This window comes from Aestuariivita sp. (genome assembly GCF_021404545.1).
Taxonomy (GTDB): Bacteria; Pseudomonadota; Alphaproteobacteria; order Rhodobacterales; family Rhodobacteraceae; genus Aestuariivita.
Genome location: NZ_JAAWWD010000081.1, coordinates 1 through 6,054, shown reverse-complemented (window position 1 = coordinate 6,054; position 6,054 = coordinate 1). Strand labels below are relative to the sequence as shown.

The 6,054-nt window shown below is 63.6% G+C and carries 2 protein-coding genes; both read left to right on the top strand.

Going from position 1 to position 6,054, the window contains the following annotated elements:
• Nucleotides 1-294: 294 nt before the first annotated feature.
• A complete protein-coding gene (locus HEP69_RS23415; protein ID WP_290560936.1) occupies nucleotides 295-1,593 on the top strand; it encodes a glycosyltransferase 61 family protein in 1,299 nt (432 codons plus the stop codon).
• A 245-nt stretch (nucleotides 1,594-1,838) separates the two neighbouring features.
• A complete protein-coding gene (locus HEP69_RS23410) occupies nucleotides 1,839-5,999 on the top strand; it encodes a calcium-binding protein (RefSeq protein ID WP_290560935.1) in 4,161 nt (1,386 codons plus the stop codon).
• The last annotated feature ends 55 nt before the right edge of the window (nucleotides 6,000-6,054 follow it).

Below are 6,054 nucleotides of genomic sequence, written 5' to 3'. Positions count from 1 at the left end.
TCCGGTTCGCCCATACCGCGACGGCGGCGGGGGAACGCTCGGGCGATGACGATGTGCAGGAGGCGTTTGTCAATTTTCGGGGCGAGACGCTCTGGGCCCTGGTCGATGGCGGCGGCGAGGCTGAGATCAACCTCCAGATCGGCGGCGAGGTGTTTGACCTCTTGGCCTGATCCCGCTCTCTATGCGAGGAGGAGGCGGGGTCGATGTGATCCGGCCCCTATCCGTATCAGCAAGAGGGATCCGCATGCGCGCCTATTTTGACCGTGACCCGGGCCGACCCGGGCAGGAGCCGGGATGATCCGGCGGCTATTCTCGCGGTCGACGCGCAGCATCACCCCTGCCCCTCCTGCGGCGCCCGGCCAGGACACCCGGCCTGCCCCGGATCACACCGGTGGCCCAAATCTGGCCGGTTTCCCCCATACCGGGTTCGGCCCGATGCAACGGTTCGAGGATATTGCGATCCTGCCCGCGCAGTTCATCGACCGCACAATGTATGGCGGCGGGCCGCGCTGGCCTGATTTCGCGCGTCAGATCGGCCCGCGCCATGGTCGTCATGGTCGGCCGATTGATACCTGCCCGCCTGTGCCAGAAGGCGATCTGACCGAGATCCCCGACCCGGTCTGCTGGGGCGGGCAGGTCTATCACCATTTCGGCCACCAGGTCGCCGACTACGCCACCCGGGTGATCCAGACCCGGATCGAACGCCCGGGCGATCCGGTCTTGTTCCTGCTGCGCCCGGATGGCACCCCGGACAAGCTGCCGGGGCATTTCTATCAGATCATGGACTGGCTGGGCCTGCCGCGTGATCAGATCCGCCTGATCAATGCCCCGCATCTGGCGCGCCGCCTTTACGTAGCGCCCCAGGCCGAACAACTGCCCGATATCGGCCCGTCGCTGACTTATCTGGATGCGCTGGACGCCAATTGGCAGCGCCACGGGCTGGCGCCCACGCAAAGCGATCTGCTTTATGTCTCGCGCGCGGGCATGACCCGCACCGGGGCGGGCGGCCATGCCGGCGAACGCTATCTGGTCGACCGGCTGCGGGCCGCGGGTGCCCGTGTCCTGATCCCCGAACAGGCCCCGCTGCGCCACCAGCTGCGCGCCTATGCGGGGGCCGCGCATATCGTCTTTTCCGAAGGCTCGGCGATGCATGGACGGCAATTGCTGGGCTATGTGCCGCAGGCGATCACCGTGCTGAACCGGCGTCCGCAGGCACGTACGGCGCTGCATATCCTGCGCCCGCGCTGCGACAACCTGGTCTATGCCGAGGTGGTCCACAGCCTTTTGTGCATGGTGCGCCCCGATGGCGCGCCGCGGGCGGTGGACGGGCTGTCTCTGATCGCGCCCGACCGGCTGTTGCAGAGCCTGGCCGCCCTGGGCGTGGATCTGCGCGCGGGCTGGGACGCTGCCGCCTATGGCAAAAGCCGCGATGCCGATATCCTGGCCTGGCTGCGGGTCAAGGTCACGGAAACCGCCACATTCGACATGACGCAGTCCCACGCACATCTGGCGCGCCAGTTGCAACAGGCCGGGCTAGGGCATCTTTGCGCGGATCTGGATCACGTGATGAAGCCCGGACCCGTCAAAGGCTGAGAGAAGTGGTGCGGCGGCGCGGGGGAGTTTTGATCTTGTGGACACAGCGCTCTCGTATTTTCGGCGATCCGCACGAATTTCTTTACAAAGCAACATGAACAAAGCAACATGAACAAAGCGAGATATGGCCCAGAACACTCAAAATAAGAACAAAAAACTCGTCCTTTTCCACCACATAGTCACATTCCAACGTCAGGGTGCGGGCTGGGCAGAGCAGACGGTTGCGGAAAACAGGAGATACTCGCGTGGCGACAATTAACGGCGATGCAGGCAATAACAATCTTTCAGGCACAAACAATGACGATACGATCAACGGCCTGGGCGGTAACGACGACCTAGTCGGCCTGGCGGGCAACGATCAGATCAATGCCGGCGCCGGCCCCGACGGCCTGGTGGGAGGAGCCGGCAACGATGTGCTTAACGGCGGCCCCGGCACCGATACGGTCGCCTATTACCGCGATGGCGGCACAAACGGGGTTACGGCCAGCCTGCAGACCGGCAGCGCGACCGATACGTTCGGCAACACCGATACGCTGATCTCCATCGAAAAGCTGGTTGGGTCCCAATTCAACGACACGCTGACCGGGAGCAATGCGCGGCGCGACACGCTGTTTGGCTGGGAAGGCAATGATACGCTGAACGGTCTGCAGAATGATGACACGCTGGTGGGCGATGCCGGAAACGATACGCTGAATGGTGGCGCCGGTCTCGATATTGTCGCCTATGATTTTGAGACGGGCCCCAACGGCGTGACCGTCGATCTGGAGGCCGGGACCGCCACCGACACCTGGGGCAATACCGATACGCTGATCTCGATCGAATATGTGGCGGGGTCGAACAATGGCGACACGCTCTTGGGGTCGAACAGCGGGAGCGACATTATCTTTGGCCGCGACGGGGCCGATTTCATCGACGGGCGCGATGGCAAGGACCTGATCTTTACCGGGGCGGGCGACGACCAAATCGTCGTCGGCGCCACATTGCCGGATGCGCGCGACACCATCGTGATCAACGGCCATGGCAACAAGACGATCACCGGCACCGATGCGCTGGCCTCGCCCTATCACCACCATATCGTGTTCCGTCTGGACGAGGCGGTCACCGTCAACCTGGCCACCGGTATCGCCACCTCGGCCTCGAGCCGGATCGATTTCTCGGCCGCCACATTCTTTCTGGAGCTGGATGGCACCGCCTATGCCGACACGCTGATCGGGGGCAATCCACGCCATGACGATCTGGAATGGTATACCGGCAACCAGGGCAACGACACCATCAATGGCGGCAGCGGCGACGACGACACGATCAACTATGAACCCGAGGCGCTGATCGGATCGTTTAACCCCGACACCGGCCAGGTCGAATTCGGGACCATGGGCATCGTGACCAACCTGGCCACCGGGGTCAGCCGGGACACGTTCGGCTTTACCGACACATTGATCAATATCGACGATATTCGCGCCACCCAATATGTCGATGATATGACCGGCTCGGACGGGGCCAACAGCTTCTGGGGTCTGGAAGGTGCGGACATCATTCGGGGCGGTGCCGGGGTCGACGGTACGTTCTACGGCGAGGACCAGCTTGCCGGTGGGTTCGGCGCGGTCACCGTTGACCTGGAGGCCGGAACCGCCACCGACGGGTTCGGCGACATCGATACGCTGGTCAGCATCGAAGACGCGCATGGCACGTTCAACGGCGACATGCTGATGGGGTCGAGCGTGGCCAACCGGCTGGTCGGCTATGCGGGGCAGGACACCATCTCCGGGCGCGGCGGCGATGATGTGCTTCTGGGCCGTGAAGGCGCCGACACCATCTCGGGCGGCGACGGCGATGACGAGATCTGGGGCTCGCAAGGGGCCGATATCATCGATGGCGGCGACGGCTCGGACCTGGTGCAGTATCGCGACGGTCTGTCGAATGTCCGGGTGTCGCTGATCGAGGGTACCGCCACCGATGGGTTCGGTACCATTGATACGCTGACCAGCATCGAAGAGGTGCGGGCCTCGGATTTCGACGACGTGATCCGCGGCAATGACGCGGCGAACCGCCTGTTTGGTTTTGCCGGGGCCGATCATATCGCGGGCGGGCAGGCCAATGACACGCTGGTTGGCGGCACCGGGGGCGACACCTATCATTACCATGTCGGCGACGGGGCGGATGCGATCGTCGATCAGGGCGATGTGGGCGGCGATGCCGACACGATCATGATCCACGGGTATCTCTCCGAACACGCCACCGTGTTCCGCAATCCCGGCTCGAACACCATCGTTCTGGATTTCTTCGGCACCAGCGATGTTCTTCGGCTGAACAACAGCTTTCAGTCCGACAATGCCAATACGATCGAACGGCTCGTCTTTGCCGATGGGACGGTCTGGGATCATGCCACGCTGATCAGCAATCTGGGCCAGAACGGGACCGCCTCGTCGCGAACATCCACATCGGGCGATGACACCCTGACCGGCACAACCGCGGCCAACACGCTGAATGGCCTGGCCGGCAACGACATCATCAATGGCCTGGAAGGGGATGATGTCATCAATGGCGGCGCGGGCAATGACCGGATGTCGGGCGGAGACGGCAGCGACAGCTTTGTTCTGTCCATGGGCATGGGCACAGACCGCGTGACCGATTACGATCCGACCGAGGATAGCCTGGATCTCAGCGGGCTGACAGCTGCGCAGCGGGCCGCCATTACCGTGACCACGAATGGCGATGGTCATCAGGTACATACGCTGGGCGATGGCTCGTCCATCACCCTGGAACTGGTCGAGGCCAATCGTGCGGCGACCGGCGCGGTCACGATTTCCGGTACCCCTGTGCAGGCGGGCACGTTGACCGCAGATGCGGGGGCCGTGGCGGATGCCGACGGACTGGGCGCGTTTGCCTATCAATGGCTGCGCGGCGGCGTCGCGATCGAGAATGCCGAGGAGCGCAGTTACGAACTGACCCAGGCAGATGTCGGTCAGACCATTTCGGTCCGCGTCAACTTTACCGATGCGCGGGGCGCCAACGAACAGATCGTCAGCACCGCCACAAGCGCCGTGGCCAATACCAATGATGCGCCGGAAGGCGTGGTGACACTGACCGGCATGGCCAAGCTGGGCGAGACGCTGACCGCCAGCAACACCGTGACCGATCTCGACGGAATTGCCGCCGGAACCGCAGGTTATCAATGGCTGCGTGACGGTGTGGTGATCGATGGCGCGACGGGGTCCAGCTATACGCTGGTCCGTGACGATGTCGCGACCGAAGTGTCGGTGGCCTTTACCTATACCGACGGGTTCGGCACCGCGGAAAGCGTGCTGAGCGCCGGTAGCGCGCCGATCACCACCGATAATGCCCTGCCCACCGGAACCGTGACCATCGCGGGTATTCTGGCCGAGGGTCAGCGGCTGACGGCGGACCCGTCGGGGATCGCGGATGCCGATGGTTTGGGGGTCTTCAGCTATCAGTGGTTCCGCGATGGTGCGATTGTCGAAGGGGCGGACCGGATCACCTATCTGCTGACCCGCGCAGATACCGGAGCGACCTTGACGGTCGTGGCCTCGTATGTCGATGGAGCCGGAACGGCGGAATCGGTGGTCAGCGACGCAACCGACCCGGTGGCGCTGACCAACCGCGCGCCCACCGGGATTGCCCGGATCGCCGGCACAGCCGAAGAAGGGGAAACCCTGATCGTACGGACCGGCACCATCAACGATCCCGATGGGCTGGGCGCGTTTTCCTATCAATGGGCGCGCGACGGTGTCGATCTGGCGGGCGAGACCGGTGAGACCTATGTGCTGGATGCCGAGGATATCGGCAGTGTCATCACCGTCGCCGTACAGTTCACCGACGGGCGCGGCACGGTGGAGACGCTTGTCTCCGACGGGACCGCACCGGTGAGTGCGGATGCCACCGGTGTCGATCTGACAGGCACCAATGGCGATGACCGGCTGGTCGGGACCGAGAATGCCGACATCCTGCGTGGCCTGGGGGGCAATGATGATCTGACCGGTCTGGGCGGCGATGACGTGCTGAACGGAGGTCTTGCCAATGACACGCTGAAAGGCGGTGACGGCAACGATACGCTGAATGGCGGTGATGGGGCCGATACGCTGAATGGGGGCGAAGGCGACGACCGGATCAACGGCGGCGAGACCGATGCCGACCGGCGCGACACCGTTTATGCCGGTGGCGGCAATGATACCGTCGACGCCGGTCACGGCAATGATCTGGTCTATGGTCAGAACGGAAACGACATGATCGCGGGTGGCTTTGGGGTCGATGAGCTTTACGGCCAAAACGGCGATGACGTGATCACCGGCTCGGCGTTTTCCGATCTGATCTTCGGCGGCGCGGGCGATGATTTCGTCAATGGCGGGTTCGGGGTTGCCGCCCCAAAGGGAGGGCGCGGGGCAGGCTGAGTTCCCCCGGGCGGGGGGGGGGAGAGTTGGAAAGAAAGAAGGGGTAAATGAACAA